This window comes from Fusobacterium sp., assembly GCF_032477075.1.
Taxonomy (GTDB): domain Bacteria; phylum Fusobacteriota; class Fusobacteriia; order Fusobacteriales; family Fusobacteriaceae; genus Fusobacterium_A.
This window is the reverse complement of sequence record NZ_JAWDXO010000033.1, coordinates 1-15,806: the sequence shown is the minus strand read 5'-3', so window position 1 is coordinate 15,806 and position 15,806 is coordinate 1. Positions and strand designations below refer to the sequence as shown.

Annotated in this window: 20 protein-coding genes; 15 read left to right on the top strand and 5 right to left on the bottom strand. The window is 28.4% G+C overall.

Annotated elements, in window-relative coordinates; all coding sequences use genetic code 11:
- Positions 1–80: 80 nt before the first annotated feature.
- Both E6771_RS12420 and E6771_RS12415 read right to left on the bottom strand, forming a co-directional pair.
- Positions 81–1,424 (bottom strand): HAMP domain-containing sensor histidine kinase, encoded by a 1,344-nt coding sequence (locus E6771_RS12420; RefSeq protein ID WP_316091652.1) that lies wholly within the window; start codon positions 1,422–1,424, stop codon positions 81–83.
- Entirely contained in the window at positions 1,421–2,104 is a 684-nt protein-coding gene (locus E6771_RS12415; protein ID WP_316091650.1) for a response regulator transcription factor, read from the bottom strand. Before E6771_RS12415 ends, E6771_RS12420 begins: the two co-directional genes overlap by 4 nt.
- Before the next feature lie 454 nt (positions 2,105–2,558).
- On the opposite strand from E6771_RS12415, the gene E6771_RS12410 reads away from it, so the two are divergent.
- Together E6771_RS12410 and E6771_RS12405 are read left to right on the top strand one after the other, a co-directional pair.
- Complete coding sequence (locus tag E6771_RS12410; protein WP_316091649.1) at positions 2,559–2,939, top strand: hypothetical protein; 381 nt, start codon at positions 2,559–2,561, stop codon at positions 2,937–2,939.
- A 91-nt stretch (positions 2,940–3,030) separates the two neighbouring features.
- The gene (locus tag E6771_RS12405) at positions 3,031–3,234 is read left to right on the top strand and encodes a hypothetical protein (protein WP_316091648.1); all 204 of its coding nucleotides are present in this window, start codon (positions 3,031–3,033) and stop codon (positions 3,232–3,234) included.
- Positions 3,235–3,536: 302 nt separating this feature from the next.
- Here E6771_RS12405 and E6771_RS12400 read toward each other — a convergent pair whose 3' ends face one another.
- The 3 genes from E6771_RS12400 to E6771_RS12390 form a co-directional block, all read right to left on the bottom strand.
- Positions 3,537–3,974 carry a hypothetical protein gene (locus E6771_RS12400; RefSeq protein ID WP_316091647.1) on the bottom strand — a complete coding sequence of 146 codons (438 nt, stop codon included), beginning with the start codon at positions 3,972–3,974 and terminating at the stop codon, positions 3,537–3,539.
- Between the two features lie 175 nt (positions 3,975–4,149).
- Positions 4,150–4,698, bottom strand: a complete 549-nt coding sequence (locus E6771_RS12395) for a hypothetical protein (protein WP_316091646.1) — start codon at positions 4,696–4,698, stop codon at positions 4,150–4,152.
- 73 nt (positions 4,699–4,771) lie between these two features.
- Positions 4,772–4,987 carry a hypothetical protein gene (locus E6771_RS12390; RefSeq protein ID WP_316091645.1) on the bottom strand — a complete coding sequence of 72 codons (216 nt, stop codon included), beginning with the start codon at positions 4,985–4,987 and terminating at the stop codon, positions 4,772–4,774.
- A gap of 450 nt (positions 4,988–5,437) precedes the next feature.
- On the opposite strand from E6771_RS12390, the gene E6771_RS12385 reads away from it, so the two are divergent.
- The 13 genes from E6771_RS12385 to E6771_RS12325 all read left to right on the top strand — a co-directional run.
- On the top strand, positions 5,438–5,602 hold the full coding sequence (locus E6771_RS12385) for a hypothetical protein (RefSeq protein WP_316091643.1): 165 nt from the start codon (positions 5,438–5,440) through the stop codon (positions 5,600–5,602).
- The gene (locus E6771_RS12380) at positions 5,559–5,822 is read left to right on the top strand and encodes a hypothetical protein (protein ID WP_316091642.1); all 264 of its coding nucleotides are present in this window, start codon (positions 5,559–5,561) and stop codon (positions 5,820–5,822) included. Before E6771_RS12385 ends, E6771_RS12380 begins: the two co-directional genes overlap by 44 nt.
- 90 nt (positions 5,823–5,912) lie before the next feature.
- On the top strand, positions 5,913–6,152 hold the full coding sequence (locus tag E6771_RS12375; protein WP_316091641.1) for a helix-turn-helix domain-containing protein: 240 nt from the start codon (positions 5,913–5,915) through the stop codon (positions 6,150–6,152).
- Between the two features lie 108 nt (positions 6,153–6,260).
- The gene (locus E6771_RS12370) at positions 6,261–6,578 is read left to right on the top strand and encodes a hypothetical protein (RefSeq protein ID WP_316091640.1); all 318 of its coding nucleotides are present in this window, start codon (positions 6,261–6,263) and stop codon (positions 6,576–6,578) included.
- A gap of 500 nt (positions 6,579–7,078) precedes the next feature.
- Complete coding sequence (locus tag E6771_RS12365; RefSeq protein ID WP_316091638.1) at positions 7,079–7,387, top strand: HU family DNA-binding protein; 309 nt, start codon at positions 7,079–7,081, stop codon at positions 7,385–7,387.
- Positions 7,380–7,679, top strand: coding sequence for an HU family DNA-binding protein (locus tag E6771_RS12360; RefSeq protein WP_316091637.1), 300 nt, complete (start codon positions 7,380–7,382; stop codon positions 7,677–7,679). The genes E6771_RS12365 and E6771_RS12360 overlap by 8 nt, the downstream gene beginning before the upstream one ends.
- Before the next feature lie 23 nt (positions 7,680–7,702).
- The gene (locus E6771_RS12355; RefSeq protein ID WP_316091636.1) at positions 7,703–7,915 is read left to right on the top strand and encodes a hypothetical protein; all 213 of its coding nucleotides are present in this window, start codon (positions 7,703–7,705) and stop codon (positions 7,913–7,915) included.
- Positions 7,916–7,947: 32 nt separating this feature from the next.
- The gene (locus E6771_RS12350; RefSeq protein ID WP_316091635.1) at positions 7,948–8,469 is read left to right on the top strand and encodes a hypothetical protein; all 522 of its coding nucleotides are present in this window, start codon (positions 7,948–7,950) and stop codon (positions 8,467–8,469) included.
- Positions 8,470–8,491: 22 nt separating this feature from the next.
- Positions 8,492–9,022, top strand: coding sequence for a hypothetical protein (locus tag E6771_RS12345; RefSeq protein WP_316091634.1), 531 nt, complete (start codon positions 8,492–8,494; stop codon positions 9,020–9,022).
- A 15-nt stretch (positions 9,023–9,037) separates the two neighbouring features.
- Positions 9,038–9,430 carry an adhesion protein FadA gene (locus E6771_RS12340; protein ID WP_316091633.1) on the top strand — a complete coding sequence of 131 codons (393 nt, stop codon included), beginning with the start codon at positions 9,038–9,040 and terminating at the stop codon, positions 9,428–9,430.
- A gap of 29 nt (positions 9,431–9,459) precedes the next feature.
- The gene (locus E6771_RS12335; protein WP_316091632.1) at positions 9,460–9,846 is read left to right on the top strand and encodes an adhesion protein FadA; all 387 of its coding nucleotides are present in this window, start codon (positions 9,460–9,462) and stop codon (positions 9,844–9,846) included.
- A gap of 68 nt (positions 9,847–9,914) precedes the next feature.
- A complete protein-coding gene (locus tag E6771_RS12330) occupies positions 9,915–10,475 on the top strand; it encodes a hypothetical protein (protein ID WP_316091631.1) in 561 nt (186 codons plus the stop codon).
- 14 nt (positions 10,476–10,489) lie between these two features.
- The coding region (locus E6771_RS12325; protein ID WP_316091630.1) for an autotransporter-associated N-terminal domain-containing protein at positions 10,490–15,806 on the top strand (5,317 nt) is incomplete at its 3' end.

Below are 15,806 nucleotides of genomic sequence, written 5' to 3'. Positions count from 1 at the left end.
TTTTTCTCCTTTCACCTATTTGATTTATATTTTGATTATATAGTTCAATTATGAAAGGAACATTAAAATTAAAATTTTTTTTATATTTTTATTGGAAAAAATAAAGTGAATGTACTTCCAGCACCAAGAGTGCTTTCAACTTCTGTATAACCTTTATGTTTTTCGATAATCCACTTAACCATTGATAATCCCAATCCCATACTTCCATTTTCTTGGCTTGTTCTTGATTGGTCTACTTGATAGAATCTGTCCCATATTTTATTTAAGTTTTCTTTACTTATTCCAATTCCATTATCTTTTATTTTTATGGCAATATAACTGTTTTTTTCATAAATTTCTATAGTAACACAACCATTTTCTTTTCCATGTATAATGGCATTTTGTAAGACATTTTGAACAGCACGGCTGAAAAGCATTTTATCTACATAATATTCATGTACAGTTAGTTTACTTATCATATTTACAGCAATTTTTTTTGATTCAGCTGTAAATTTAATATCCTTTATAATTTCTTCCATTAATTGCAGAATATCTGTTTTTTCATAATTTAATTGAATTTTTCCTTGCTCTGCTCTTGAGAAAAATAGAAGCTGATTAATAAGAACAGACATCTTATTCACTTGATAATTTATACTTTCCATAGATTCTATTGCTTCTTCAAATGAAGTTCCATGTTGAAGGACATATTCACTTTCAGCCATAATAACAGCAATAGGAGTTCTCAGTTCATGAGAAACATCTGATGTAAACTGTTTTTCTTTTTCAAAACTTTGTTCTAATTTTTCAAGCATATTGTCTACAGTTTTTCCCAGCATTGATATTTCATCTTTTCCATCAGATAGACCTATTCTCATATAAAGGTTATTCCCTTCACTTATTTTTTGAGCAGTCTCTTGAATTTTTTTTACTGGAAGAAAGGCTTTTTTAGTAATAAAATATCCTATAAGACTTGATAGAATTACTAATACAGGAAGCAAAACAAAAGCTGCTCCAATAATGATTTTACTAAGCTGCATCATTTGAATATTAGGAATAACTCCTCTTATCCAGAAAATATTATCATATTTATCTTTAATTTTCTTATCATATATATAAAATATTTCCCCATCTTTTTTCATTGATTGAACACGTCCTAATTCCAATGGAAAAGAAATAGGAAATTTATCTGGGATACTTCCTTCAATATATTCTAATTGAATATTATATTTTAAAAGATAAACTCCATCATCATAAAAATCAAAATCATCACCATCCTCAATATCTTCAGCAGCATCTTCAACTACTTTTATGAGTTCATGTTTTTGATTATTAAGAATAGACATATCAGTAAATTCAACTATTATTCCAAGTATAGCTGTTACAAGTCCTATCATAAATAAAGTGTACCATAATGTAATTCTGGTACGAATAGTCAGAAGTTTCATAAATTTTTCTCCTTGTCTTTAATCATATATCCTACTCCTCTTACTGTATGAATTAATTTGTGTTCATAATCTTTATCAATTTTAATTCTGAGATAACGAATATAAACATCAATCATATTAGAAGCTCCTTGATAGTCGTAGTTCCATATATGAGTTTCTAGTTTTTCTCGAGATAGAACAATTCCAGCATTTTGCATCATGTATTCTAAAATAGCAAATTCTTTTGCTGATAATTCAATAAAATTATTGTTTCGTTTAACTGTATGTGCATTAATATCAAGAATTAAATCAGCAATTTGGAGTTGGTTGCTGGCTTTGCCATGACTTCTTCGAATCATTACTCTAATTCTTGCCATAAGTTCTTCAAAATGAAAAGGTTTTACAAGATAATCATCAGCACCAAGATCTAATCCTTTTACTCTGTCTTCTAAAGCATCTTTAGCAGTAAGAAATAGAACAGGTACAGGATTTCCTTCATAACGAATTTCTTTAAGAACTTCATATCCATCTTTTTGAGGCATCATTATATCCATAATAATAATATCATATGAAGCTGATTTTATGTAATTTATTGCTTCTTCTCCATCATGACATGAATCTACACTATAACCTTCAACTTTGAGTTTTTTACTGATAATACGATTCATGTATTTTTCATCTTCAACAACTAATACTCTCATAATTTTCTCCTTTCCAGTATCAATACAGTTTTTTAATAGTATACAGTAAAAAAATGAAAAATACATTAAAATATACTTTATTATAAATAAAAAATATAGCTGAAATAATTATGGATAAAAAAAATTTTTTTGATAAATAATTTAGAAATATTAAAAATAATTTTATAAAATGGTATAATCAAATTAATTCAGTTAAAAATTAAAGAAAATTTGTTATAATTTTTTAGAAGAAAGATACATAGTAAATGTAAGTAAAAAAAATATCATAATTGAAATAATAATTGGTTTTATAGAAGTATTATTAACAATATACTTCAATAAAAGAAAAAATAATAAAATAAGGTTCTTATTTATAAATAAAATATATAGTTCTTTTAAATTTAGAATTTTATAATATTATTTTGATTGAATTTTTAGAGAAAGATTAATTAAAAAATTTAGGGGGAGGTTTTTTTTGAAAAAAATATTATATGTTTTAATAGTAAGTTTAGGAATTTTATTATACCAGTTTCCAATATATAGAGATAAAACAAATTTAAAAATAAAAAATCAGATAAGAGTAAAATATGATGATAAAATTATTCTAATATCAGAAAATGATTCTAAAGAATTGTTAAAACTTTTGAATAATAAAACATTGTATTTTGACAGTCCTAGCTGTGGATTTTATGAGGATTTTGAATTGATTTTTTCTCAAGGAGAAAGGATACTGCCCGCATTTGATGGTTGTGATTTCCTTAAAGATAAAAAGTCAAAAAAATATTTTTCACTTGGGGAAAACAGGGAAAAATTTATTGAAATTTTAGAAAAATATGAGATTACAGTTAATCATTAACTATATTATGATCTTATGACTTATAAAGATATTGTAACAAAAGAAAGATAAAAGAAAAGCCCTTTATAAAAAGAGAAGGAGGAACGGAAAAATGTTCAAAGCAATACTAATAATTTATATTCTAATTTTATCAACAGCATTAATAGGTTTAATTTTATCTTTTATTTTTGGAATAAAAACTAAAGATAAAAATGTGAGAACAATAATGTTAATAAATTTAAATTTATTTTTACTAATATTAGGTTTAGGTCTTTGGATATTTTTTTATTTCTTATCAAGAGCAAAAAAATATTAAAATTATTTGTTATATTTCATGTAATATAATATGAGGATATCTGTATTAAATAAAGATAATTAAATTATTTGATAGATTTAGTGAATATCAGAAAAATTCATATATAAATATTTATTATTTATTTAGAATAATATTATATGTTTAGTAAAAAGGTGTAAATATTTAATTATTTACACCTTTTTTAGTTATTTTTATTATTATTTTTTCTTGAAATATTAATCTCATACCAACTTAATGAAAAAATTCTCTTCTGATATCAGATATTATTATATAAAGTTACAAATTAACTCTCTGATGTAATATTAGATAGGTAGCCTACTGAGGAAGGCTATCTGGTCTTTTGTAATATTTTGCTTTGCAATTATTGCAAAGCTGCCTTTTGAAAAACATAGAACAATAACATTTTTTGCTGCAATACTTTTAGTTTTATTATATTTATAATTATGAATACTTCCATTACTGTTAACAATTTCCAATTCACTTTCATATAGTTTATAAGTTGCAACTTTATCAGGAGAAAATTGTTGTTTTAAAGCAAAAAAAATAAATGCTATTGCTGAAACAGCCATTATGATAGATGTAACTGCAGCATATACAATGCTATTATTATGAATATAGATAAATATAAATACAATAATTGCTCCTATTAGTATAAAAGGAGGAAGAAGCTTATTAAGATAGGTCACTAAACCTTCTTTAATTTCATGATTGTTTAATTGATTTTTAAAAATATAATTCATTATAAACACCTCATCAATTAATTTAAGAATAACTTTTTTATCTTTAATGATATTTTTAAATTTTAATTTTTGTGAATCTGAAAATTTTAGAGCTGTATCTATATTCAAGTTTATAAATTTCACTATAATATATTTATTTTATACTTCAAAACTTTTTTATCTTCTTAAACTTTTATCAGATAAAATTTTTAGGAGATTTTTCACTGATAATTTTCTCATAAACTTTTTGTAAAGAAAAATCTTTATCCTTGTTAAACCATGATTCTTTTAAAGATGTATCTATTTTATATTCTTTATTGTTATAAATTATAGTTAATCTAAAAGGAATTTTATATAAATTAAATGAAGCCCTTCCTTGAGGCAGTCTCGTAAAAGTAATACTTTTCATATCTCTATAAAAAATTTTAACCTCATCTTTTAAATGAAAGATACAATAATTGTTATAAAAAATTACTGTTCCTGTTTTGTTTTGAATTTTTATAGCTAGAAGCATAGAAAATATAAATATTAATATCAAAGCAATACAGGGAATTATTGCTACTGTTATCCAAAATAAAGCTTCATATTTAAACCAAAAATCAGAAATCCCATTTTCACTTATTCCAACAAAAAATAAAATAACTTTGTAAAGAAATATAAATATAATAAAAAATAAAAGAACAAGACTATACCAGATAGTATGTAATGTAAATCTATTACAATACTGAAAATCTATTTTATCCATTTACTTTCCCCTTCTTTAATTAAATTTTTAAAATATAATATTTTTATACATAAAAAAACAATAGTTGTTATAATTAATTTTCAACCATTTCAAAATGAATGAAGGCCTCTTTTATATACTCCTTTTTATTTTCAGGACAAGGGTTGGTTCTTACATTTTTATCATATCTTCTATGTGAAATTTTTACTTTTATTCCTGACAATTCTTTCATGTGAGCAATCCAACAGGTTTTTATACAACACCCATATTTACTTTTAACATATTGCTGTATCTCTTTATAAGTAGCCATTAATCAATCCCTCCAACTTAGTATAATTTGCTGTGAAAAATATTAGTAAACTTATTTTTTCATATTAAAATTAAGAACTTTTTATATTTTATTTAGAAAGTAGAATGACAAACAATTATTTTAAAATTATGGTTTTGAAATATTAAAAGTTATAAAAAAGTAAATTTAATTAGTTGGCATAAGTTTATATACTTGAATTATAACATATTTGTATTTACAAATAAATAAAAATAGATATTAAATTTTTTACAAAGAATATAAAGGAGAAAATTAAAATAAAATATAAAATATTTTTCAAAAGAAATTTTTAATAGATATTTTTATAAAAATAAAAAAGTTATATATTGTATGCGATTAAAATTAGAATAAAAAATAAGCAAATTAATAAAGAATAGCAGAAGAAATGCAGGGATATTTCTGTAATGGATAAAAAATTTCTGAACAGCAGATATGAAAAGTGATTATATGCAGCTGGTGAAGAAATATGCAGAAAGTTTTATGAAAAAAGATAAAAAAGAGGGAATACTTTTCTATGGGGGAGTTGGAATTGGAAAGACTTTTGTAAGTGCATGTGGACAGGAATCAGAGTGGCTGGAGGGCAGAAAAAATATATAATCTCATAGATGGGAGATATCGAAGTGAAAAGCCATTGATAATATCAACAAATCTGAATTTCAGTGAAAATGAAAATAAATGTGAGATAACTGAAAAGTTTTCAACACAAGGGCACAATAGAATTAGAGATAGAATAATGGATATGTGCTTTCCTGTAAAAGCAGCAGGAAAAAGCAGAAGGGGAATGACACAGGAAAGATTCAGGGAATTTATAGCATAGAAAATCTGGGAGGAAAAGTGAGAAAGAGAGATTTGAGAAATATGTTAGGAATAGGAAAAGCACAGAGAATATACACTGAAGGAAATGTTCATGGATAGGGAAGAATATATTTACAGGAAACTAGAGAGTCTTTCACCACTAAATAAAGCACTTTCACAGGAAATGGCAGCATCTCTTGGAGAATGGGCAACAATAGAGGAAGTGGCAAAATATTTGAAAAGACATAAGAATACCATCTATGACAAAGTAGATGGAGGAGATGTTCTCTACAGGAGAATAGGACCAAGTATTTTAATTTACACAAGAAGTTTAATTTTTTTTCTGGAATAATTTCAAGCTTTAACAATTCATCACAAAGTATAACATTGAATCACTGTTTAATCCTGATTAGAAATAGTATCATATATGTATAACAAAAATAAAACAGGAGGTAACAAAATGGAAGGAAGAGAAAATCAGGTAATACTGGCAGTAGTTAAGAAGGAGATGGAGAAAGTGGAAAATGCTATCAAGAGAGAAAAGGCTATATTAAAAAATATAGATGATATAACAGCAACTCTTGAGCACATAGCAGAACAGGTAGAGGCAGGAACAGAATTTCCAGAAAATTCAGCATATGAATCATATAAAGACTGGGAGACAAGTGCTGAAAAGGAAGTCAAATCTTACAATACTTCATTGGAAACAATAGACAAGTACAGAAGTTTGCTTACAGCATATCAATTTTATGTAAAAAATAATACACCAGAAGTTTAATCAGGGAAAGGGCTGTGGCAGAAGCTGCAGTCTTTTTTTTATCCAGAAATAAAAAATGGTAATAATAAAATTATTAGAATGCTTTGGTAAAAAGATAAAGAAATTAAATAATAAAACTATATTTTTTAAAGTTAAAAAATAAATTTTTTTACTAGGTTAAAAGTGTTCCCTTTTATGTATAAAGGCGAACACTTATAAGAAAAAAATCCGTCTTATAATATCGACGATAATAACCTTAATACCTAAATATTTTTGATATATTTTTAGTAAATATAGTATATACTCCTTCGAGCATTTATGTCAAGAAAGTTTTTTTAAAAAACAGATATTTTTAAAAAAAATCTTAAAAATTAATAACTTATTTTATGTAAAATTACAAGAGCATTTTCGTATGTGTTCGCCTTTATACATAAAAGAGAACAGTTGAAAAAATACGTATTTGAGGAATATATAGATAACAGAGGTGAAAGATGAGGGAGAAAGATTTTTTAAAACTCTATATGGAATTGTATAAAGGGAAGGGAGGAAAAATAGCATCAGAAAGAATAGCAAGACACAAAGTAGATTCTATATGGGAAGCCCTTATAGAAACTCTTTTAAAAGAGAAAAAAATAATTTTTAAAGGAACTGGAAAATTTGAATTAAGAGAAGCTAATCCAAGAAAGGTTGTACTTCCACTTAAGAAAGAAGGAGAAGATAATTATATATTTGAAAAGAAAATAATTCCTTCAAAAAAGAAAATAAAATTTATTCCTGGAGAGAATTTTAAAAAATTACTTAATAAAGAGGAATGTGAAAACAATGAATAAAAAAAGTTTTGTTAAAGAATATAGGAAAAGCCTCCTATCTAAAGGAGGGCTGAAAACTTTTATAGAAGCAGAAAAAGATATAGAAATTTTTTTAGAAGCTTTAAAAGTTGGTTTAGTAAGAGAGGGAGAAATAAAACTACAAAATAAAGGTAAATTCACAGTACTGCAAAAGAAAGAAAGAGTCATAAGCAATCCAGCAACCAAAGAGAGAATGACAATAATTCCACCTAAAACAATAAAATTTACTGTATCTGGAAAAATATTAAAAAGAATAAATGAAATATCTAAATAATCTTAAGTTAAAGGAGAGAGAATATGAAGAAATTAGTTTTATCAATTATACCATGCTGTATTTTTTTTGTAAGTTGTTCAAATAATCAAAATATTAACAAAGATGATCCTAAGTATATACTAGAGCAAAGAAGAAAAGCATATACAGAGGCAGTTAAAGAAAAAGAAGTAAAACCTATGACCTATCAAGAGAAAAATGAACAGCTAATGAATGAAATAAGGGACAAGATAAATTAAAAATTTATCATAAAAAGGAGAAAATATAGAAAATGTCAGTAAAAATATTTAAGGGAATAATTTGGATTTTTGTACTTGGAGCAGTAATGATAGGGTGTGATTCTGTTAAGAATGATTCAGTAAAAAAAGAGGAAAAAGTTATTTTAACAGCTGAAGAAAAACAGCAGAATAAAGATGAAATAGCGAAAATCTTAGTGTATAAGGCATTGGCAATAGAAGCTGAGAATGGAGAGTATACACCAGAAGAGATAGAAAATATAAAAAAAGCTCAGGAATCTGTAAAAGTTAATTATTTTGTAGAGAGAAAACTGAAAGCTAAAACTGTAGTAACAGATAAAGAAATACAAGATTATTATGAAAAACATAAAGCAAAATATGATGACAAAACTTTAGAGGAGACACTTCCGCTTTTGTATCAAAATTTAACAAATGAAAAATTTACAAAAGCTCAAATAGATTACTATAACACTATAATTGAAAAATATAAACTGAATGATATTTTAAAGGCAGAGGGAATCATAAAGGATGAAAAAGTAAAAGAAGACAACAAGTAATTAACAAATGGAGGAAAAGTTTATGAAAAAAGCAGTATTAGCTTCTTTATTACTTTCTTTAATATTAAATGGTTGTTCAAATCAAAACAATAGAATAGGCGCAAATAATATAGATCAGAATAGAGAGAGATTATTAAATCTGGCAATAGAAAAAAATAAATTGAAAGAACAGGAAAAGTTAAGAGAACAAGAGAAGCTAAAAGAGCAGGAAAGATTAAAGGCACAAGAGAAAGCAAAGGAACAAGAGAAACTAAAAGAGCAGGAAAGATTAAAGGCACAGGAGAAAGCAAGGGAACAAGAGAAACTAAAAGAGCAAGAAAAGATAATAAAACAAGAGAAGTTAAAAGAACAGGAAAAAATAAAAGAACAACAAAGGTTAAGAGAAGAAACAAAATTGAAAGAGGAAGCAAGACTTAAAAAAATGTCAAAACAGGAACTATATGAAGAATTAAATAAAATAAATAAAGAACTTGAAAATAAGACTATAGGGGAAAAGAGAAAAAAAGAAATAATAGAAAAATTAAATTTACTAGAAGAACTTAATAAAAAATAAACTTTGGAGGAAATTATGAAAAAACTATTAGTATTAGGAACAATTGTATTATCAGCATCTATGATGGGAGCAGAGATAGACAATCTGGAAGCACGTTTTAAAGGATTGGAACAGGAATATAATCTGTTAATACAAAAAGAGCAGGAAAAATTTGATACAGAAAAAAAGATAGCAGAAACAGCCCAAACAACTTTAGGTAAACAAAGAGAATTATATAACCAATTATCAGAGAAGGTAGCAAAATTAAATCAAATAAAAAATGTAAAGTTCTATAAAGAACAATATGGAGAACTGGCATCAAAATATCAAGCAGCTTTAAAAGATTTAGAAGGACAAATGAAAGAACAGGAAAATATAATTAATAGATTTAGACAATTAGAAGCATTAAAAACAAATAAAAGTAAATAAAAATATCTTAAATCAAAGGAGAAAGAATTATGCAGATTAAAAAAAGTATGTTATTGGGAATAGGAGCAATATTAATATCAGCAAACTTAGCAGCAGCAGATATGACATTAGATACAAAATTTTCACAGCTTGAAGCAGAATTAAAGATGTTGGAGCAAAAAGAAAATGAAAGATTTAAACAGGAAGAAATGATAGCAAACACAGCTCAGAATAATTTAAATTTATTAACAACATTGAAAGGAAAGAGCAATGAAAGAACTCAAATGCTTATGAATATGGAAGGAAAAAGTATATACAATGAGGAAGTAAAAAAAATATTAAAACAATACCAAGTATTTGTAAGCGATATAGATAAACAGGTAAAAATAGAAGAGAGAAAAGTTTTTGAATTTAATCAATTAAAGAGTTTAAGATAAAGTGATAAAAAGGTATTGTGGTTTTATTTCACAATACCTTGTTTTTATAAAAAACAGAGGGAGGATTTATGAAAAAAATAATTGCAGGTATTTTTCTTTTGACTATATTGGGAACAACTCTTTATGCTCAGGAAATAAGTGAAAAAGAGGGAAGAAAAGTTCTTGAAGAGATAAGAAGAGAGATACAGGCTGAAGAAAAAGTTAAGCAGAAGGCTATAGAAGATGCAGAGAAAGCCAGAATAGCTGTTCAAAAAGCTGAAGAAAAAAAGGGAAAGAAAATAATTGAAGATATAAGAAGAAATATGAATGAATCTCTTGAGGAAAAAGTATTCAAAAGTGAAAATACTGCTGAAGGTAGAAGAACAGCAGCAAAAGAAGCTTTTAAAATAGGAAGAGACAGGATGGTATTTTTAAGGGAAGAGGAAGAAGAAATCGTAAAGCTGGAAGAAGTTCTGGGAATAGAAGCAGATGAAAACAGAGTATTTTTAAGCCAGAAATATGATGAGGTATATGATGAATTTAAAACTAATAATAGTGAGAAGGAACTTTTATTACTTGAAAATGAGAAACTTAATGAATACTTGAGCAGATTAGATAAGATAGAACAAAAATTAAGAACAGGAAATTAAATAGGGGGAGCTATATGGGAAAGAGCGATATAGAAAAATCTCTGAAGAGATTTTTAAAGAGAAAAGTAAGCTACTCTTTAGCGCTGCTGGTAATCTTCATGATAACAGGAGGAATATCTTTAGGTGCAGGAATAACAGCAGAAGAGATAGAGGAAACTAAGGGAGACCTTTTAACAAGAATACAGACAGAGCGCGAAGAAATAAAAAGAAAAATAGCAGAAAATGAAAGATTAATGAAAGAATACAACTCAGATTTTGTGGAACTTGTAAGAAAGGCAGATTTTTATTCTAAACCTTTAATACCAAGTACACAAGTTTTTTTCAGCTATCAATATTTAGATGGTGGAAAAATGAAAGATGTAACAGAAAAAGAATTTTCAGAAACAATAGATGCAATCAATAAGCATTATGGAACAAAGAGCGGAAGAAGCCTTCTTAGAGCTACAGGAAACATTGGAAAAGACAAAATAATGGCCGGAAATGGAGTAGCTGTAGATACAGAAGTATTTAGAGAAACAATAGAAGTAGGAGCAAATATAAAGCCAGTAGAGCCAGAGCTGCCAGAAATAAATCCAAATGTATCAGTAAATGTATCAGCTCCAGAGGTAAATCTAGGTACATTACCAGGAACAATTACCCTAACAGTAAATGGAATAAGTGGAATAACAGCACCAGTAGTGAATCCTCTAGGAACACCATCAGGGGTAGCAGTATCAGTAACAACACCATCAGCAGTAGATAAAATAACAGTAACAGAGCCAACACTGACAGCACCAGTAACACCAGATGATAAAACTATAAATGTAAATGCTCCAGCAACACCAACTGGATTTGTTCCAACAGGAGTGACAGCACCAACAACACCAGAAGCACCAGAGGTAGCAAATGTTATTGTGCCAAGTATAAGTATTCCAAATTTAAGTTCTCCATCTAGTGCAAATAGTGATGGTTCATGGGCTTGGAATACTGGTGGTGATAATGGACTTATATCTCAAATGATAACTACAAGTGGAAATTTTATATTTACAACAGGAGGTTCAGGATCAACAGAAGCTTTTACAGCATCAGTAACTGGATATACAGCAAGCAGTGCAGGTTATAATGTAAGCATAAATAATGCAACATATGAAACTACAAATATTGGGAGCGGAAAAGCAGGAATGTATAGAATTGTAGGAAGCAGATATTCAAGCTTTGGAAGTAATACTACAATAACAATTAATGCAGGAAATCGGCCAGAAAGTGGAAATGCCTTAAGACAGTTTATTCATTTTGACCCTCATGGAGATAAAGCAAGTGCTCTTATTAATGGAATAACAGAAGCTTCAGCTGCAGAGAAAAGCAAGGCCACAAGTTTAGTGGACAAATATAAGGGAGCGCATTCAAATTTTGAAAATACAGGATATCAAATGTTAACTTTAAATGGGAAATTGACTATAAATGGAAATACAATGGTTGGAGTAGGACTACAAGGTCACTCAAATAATGGAAGAAATCCAATGATTTTGCATGCAGGAACAACTGTTATAACTGGAAACAAAAATGCTGTATTTGCTTATCCAAATGCTGGGGATTCTGCAAATAGGTTGTATATTACTACAAATTATGGAAGTGGAAGAATAGAGATAAATGGGAATAATAACTTTGTAATGCTGGCTGAAAAAAATTCTTCCAACCATGTACATAATTTTGAGAACAGTGGAACCATTGAAATAAAATCTGGAGATAAAAATATAGGTTTTTTTGGAAAACAAGGAATGAACAATGGTTATCTAGATTTGCAAAGACCTATAACAATATCATCTAATGGAGAAGAAAATATAGGAGTTTACCAGGCTAATGGAAGCAACAATAAATTGAATGAAAATTCAGTAATTAAAGTTGATATATCAAATGGAAGTAAAAATGTAGGGTATATTGGAGATTATTCTTCACAAACAATAAATACGAATTTATATAATATAACAAGTGGAAATAATAATATTGGAGTAATTAGTAATAATAATCTTACTTTAAAAGGATTAACTTTAAATATATCAGGTGGACAGAAAAATTTTGGTCTTATAAACAGGATAGGAAGCTTATCTTCTATAGGAACAATTAATATAACAGGTGGAAGTAATAATATTGGAATAACAAACCAATCAACAGGAATAGTTACTCATAGCGGAAACATAATATTAGGAGGAACAGATAATATAGGGGTTTATGGAAACACAACTGCTTTTACTACTATAAATGGAGAAATACAACTTAGTGGTAAAAAAAATATGGCAGTCTATGCAAATAAATCTAATACAATAACTGCAAATAAAATAATAGCTACAAATACAGAAGACTCAATCGTTGTGTATGGAGAAAGTGGAGCAAAAATTACAGCAAGTGAATTAAATGTAACTTCAAGAATAGATGGAAATCCTGCTTCTGGAGACAAAAAAGATACAGGAGCTGCTTTTGCTTCAGGAGCTAATACTGTTATTACAATTAACAGAGCAACATCAACAGCAGCAGCATCTATAGGAACTAACTCTAATATAGATTTATCAGGAGGAACAGTAGAATTTGATGGTTCAGGATATGCTGTTTATTCAGATGGAACAGGAAAAATAGATTTAAGTGGTTCTACAATAATACTTGGTGGAAAATCTACAGCATTTGATCTTGATCTAGGAGTAACTTCTCCAATAAAATTAGATTCAAATTCAAAAATAAATGTAGTTTCTGATGAAGTTGTTGTATTTAATTTACAAAATGTAACAGGACTAAGTACAAATAATTTAGAAGGTACTATAACAAGTGCATTAGGAACAGCTATAGGGGGAGAAATAGACCTTGACAAACTTCTAGAAGACAGTACAGCTACTAACTATAAAACTGCAGCAGTTGATGGAGGAGAAATAGTTATTGGAGATTTGGATAAAACAGGAACAGGTGCAGGAAGTGATACTCAGGCTCAGAAAGATGGAAACTTCTACTATAATAGATTTTTAGGTCAAAGACTTGCGGGAACTGCAACAGGAAGTACTATTTCAGCAGTTCTTAATAATACACAAGCTTCAAAATTTAATAATCAAGTAGTTGGATTAGAAATGAACTCAAGTAAGCTAGCTGTTTCTAATACTGAAACAGGAATAAATCTAGTTAATTCAACTATTATTGCAGATAGAGATGGTGCTGGAACAGGTGCTATTGGTGCCTTTATAAACTATGGAGTTGTAACAATAGATGGAACAAGTTCAATAAAGGTTGAAAAAGAAAGCAATGCTGCAAATGCACAGGCAGTAGGTATTTATGCAGTAAATGGAAGTGATGTTTCTAATGCTGGAAATATAGAAGTAGGTGGAAATCAATCTATAGGTATTTTGGGAATGGCATATAGAGAAGATTCTAATAGTATACCAATAGTTAATGAATTTGGTTCATCGGCAGTAGATCAAGGAAAAGTAAATATAATAAATACTGGAAATATAACTCTTGATGGAGTTGGAACTATAGGTATTTATGCTGATAATAATAACAGTTCTGGAGCAGTAACTGATACAACAGTAAGCAATGCTGGAAATATAATAATAGGAGATTCAAATAATTCAAATGCCGCTGTAGGTATATATGGAAAAAAAGCTACAATTTCAAATACAGGGAATATTACAACAGGAACTAGTGGAGTGGCTATCTATGCAACAGAAGGAAGCAACATAACATCTCTAGGAACTTTAACTCTTGGTTCAGATGGAGTAGGAGTCATGTTAAATGGAAAATCTGAAGTTACTGCCACAACACTAACCCTCAATGGAACAGGAACACCAGATGTTAAAGGAAAAACAGGTATTTTCTATAGAGGAACTGGTACAGAAACTAAAAATATTAATGTAGCTGTAAATGCTTCAGCTTTAGACAAAGGAACTGCTGTATATGTAGAAGATATGAATGTTGAATCATCAGGAGCATTAAGTATTGGAATTTCTGGGGTGGGAATATTTGTAAAAGAAACTGGAGCTAATACTGGAGCTAATACTGGAACAAATAAAGGAACTATTGATCTTGCATCTGGAAAAACAGGTGCAGTAGGTATGTATACCAAAACTTCTAATATAGTTAATGATATTTCTACAGGAATAATTAATATAAATGATGCTTCACAGATAGGAATGTATGCAGAAGGAATGAATAGTAAGGCAATAAATAAAGGGAAAATTAATTTAAAAGTAGATAGTTCTACTGGAATTTATGTAAAAGATAAGGCAGTTGCTGAATTAGCTGGTACTGGAAATAGTATAGTATTTGGTGGAAAATCAAGTGTAGGAGTTTTTGCAGAAGGAGCAACAGTAGCTTTTAAAGATAATTTAACTTTTACAAATAATAATGAAAATAAAAATATCTATGTATATGGCAAAGATAGTACTGTAGAAATAGATACAGGTAAAACTATAAGTGTAGATGGTGGAACTATTCCAACAGCAGCAGGAACAGAAGGAAATAAAATAGTAGGAATTTATCTTGAAAATGCAGGTACAGGAAGTACATTTAGTGGAAAAGGAAATCTTACTGTTAAAAATGGAGCAGTAGGAATTTACTCTAAAGGAAATAATTATTTAGATGTAAATGTAACAACAGAAGGAGATAAAACAACAGGAATATTTATTGATGGAGAATCAAGAATAAAAGGAACTGTGGCAGCTACAGCAGGAGCAATAGGAGTATATGGAAGTGGAGGAGCTGTAAGTATAGATACAGGACTTACTTTAAATATAGGTACTGCTGCTGGTACAGCTAATAAAGGAACAGGAATGTATCTTACAGATGGAGCTTATGCAACTGGAGGAAAAATAACTGTAAATAATTCCTCAACAACTAATAATATAGGAGTATATTACAGCAAAGGAGCAGCTCAAGGAACAGTAACAAATGGAGCAGAAATTGAGCTTGCAGGAACTAAAAGTATAGGAATATATGCAGCAGATGGAATAACTTTAGTAAATAATTCTAATATTACATCAACAGCAGGAAAATCTGAAAATATTGGTTCATATGTAGGAGGAGGTTCTCAACTGACTTCAACAGGAACTATTACAATGAATGATGCAGCAGGTGGAATAGGAATATATACAGAGGAAGGAAAAGGTATTAACTCTGGAACTATCAGATTAAATGGAACAGCAGGCTCAATGGTAGGTATGGTTGCTGAAGCTCAGGCAGGAAAAACTGCTGTTGCAGAAAATGCATCAGGAGGAGTAATAACAGCAGGAGCTAATCTTGGAATGTATATAGGAGGACTTGGAGCAAGTTCAGGTATAAATGCAGGAACAATAACTGCTGCTACTGGAACAGGAG

Coding starts and splice junctions, on each gene's coding strand:
- E6771_RS12390 (WP_316091645.1), bottom strand. CDS start 4,987: ATGGCTACTTATAAAGAGATACAGCAATATGTTAAAAGTAAATATGGG.
- E6771_RS12340 (WP_316091633.1), top strand. CDS start 9,038: ATGAAAAAACTATTAGTATTAGGAACAATTGTATTATCAGCATCTATG.
- E6771_RS12365 (WP_316091638.1), top strand. CDS start 7,079: ATGGAATTGTATAAAGGGAAGGGAGGAAAAATAGCATCAGAAAGAATA.
- E6771_RS12360 (WP_316091637.1), top strand. CDS start 7,380: ATGAATAAAAAAAGTTTTGTTAAAGAATATAGGAAAAGCCTCCTATCT.
- E6771_RS12420 (WP_316091652.1), bottom strand. CDS start 1,424: ATGAAACTTCTGACTATTCGTACCAGAATTACATTATGGTACACTTTA.
- E6771_RS12395 (WP_316091646.1), bottom strand. CDS start 4,698: ATGGATAAAATAGATTTTCAGTATTGTAATAGATTTACATTACATACT.
- E6771_RS12335 (WP_316091632.1), top strand. CDS start 9,460: ATGCAGATTAAAAAAAGTATGTTATTGGGAATAGGAGCAATATTAATA.
- E6771_RS12345 (WP_316091634.1), top strand. CDS start 8,492: ATGAAAAAAGCAGTATTAGCTTCTTTATTACTTTCTTTAATATTAAAT.
- E6771_RS12405 (WP_316091648.1), top strand. CDS start 3,031: ATGTTCAAAGCAATACTAATAATTTATATTCTAATTTTATCAACAGCA.
- E6771_RS12385 (WP_316091643.1), top strand. CDS start 5,438: ATGAAAAGTGATTATATGCAGCTGGTGAAGAAATATGCAGAAAGTTTT.
- E6771_RS12375 (WP_316091641.1), top strand. CDS start 5,913: ATGGATAGGGAAGAATATATTTACAGGAAACTAGAGAGTCTTTCACCA.
- E6771_RS12350 (WP_316091635.1), top strand. CDS start 7,948: ATGTCAGTAAAAATATTTAAGGGAATAATTTGGATTTTTGTACTTGGA.
- E6771_RS12370 (WP_316091640.1), top strand. CDS start 6,261: ATGGAAGGAAGAGAAAATCAGGTAATACTGGCAGTAGTTAAGAAGGAG.
- E6771_RS12330 (WP_316091631.1), top strand. CDS start 9,915: ATGAAAAAAATAATTGCAGGTATTTTTCTTTTGACTATATTGGGAACA.
- E6771_RS12355 (WP_316091636.1), top strand. CDS start 7,703: ATGAAGAAATTAGTTTTATCAATTATACCATGCTGTATTTTTTTTGTA.
- E6771_RS12415 (WP_316091650.1), bottom strand. CDS start 2,104: ATGAGAGTATTAGTTGTTGAAGATGAAAAATACATGAATCGTATTATC.
- E6771_RS12400 (WP_316091647.1), bottom strand. CDS start 3,974: ATGAATTATATTTTTAAAAATCAATTAAACAATCATGAAATTAAAGAA.